This is a genomic window from Protofrankia sp. CiP1_Cm_nod4, assembly GCF_982290645.1.
Genome location: NZ_CEVIVC010000017.1, coordinates 7,238 through 7,701 on the forward strand (window position 1 = coordinate 7,238; position 464 = coordinate 7,701).

Consider the following 464-nt stretch of genomic DNA (forward strand, 5'->3'; position numbering starts at 1 on the left):
CCCGCGACGGGCTCGCGTCCATCCCGGCACGAGTGATCGGCAACGGCGACACCGCCGAGATCGAGCTGCTTCCCGGGACGACGCCCGCGGGCCATCAGGGCCGCCACGGCTCACCCATGCACGCGGCCTGGCTGCCGAGCTACTGGACGACGGGCGGCGCGCGTAACGTCCGTGGCCGCACCGCGGCCCAGACCGACTTCAACATCATGATGCCGGACGGCTCACGGCCCAGGCACGGCACGCGTGTCCGGGCGCGCATCCAGCTCGTCCAGCATCACCGGTGGAACCGCCGGGACGACAGACACGAGCCCGACTTCCAGCTCTGGTGGGTGCGCGCGCTCGCCGGGCCCGGCCAGGAGCCGGGGCACGCGCCGCTGCAGACGTCAAAGCAGCGGGGGGCGTCCTGGTACGAGCCGCTCGGCCCGGAGAAGGTGGTCGACGGCTGGGTGTGCGTGACCAACCGG

Annotated in this window: 1 protein-coding gene; it reads left to right on the forward strand. The window is 73.3% G+C overall.

Going from position 1 to position 464, the window contains the following annotated elements:
* The coding region (locus tag AC5LSR_RS05660) for a hypothetical protein (RefSeq protein ID WP_250282166.1) at positions 1 to 464 on the forward strand (464 nt) is incomplete at both ends.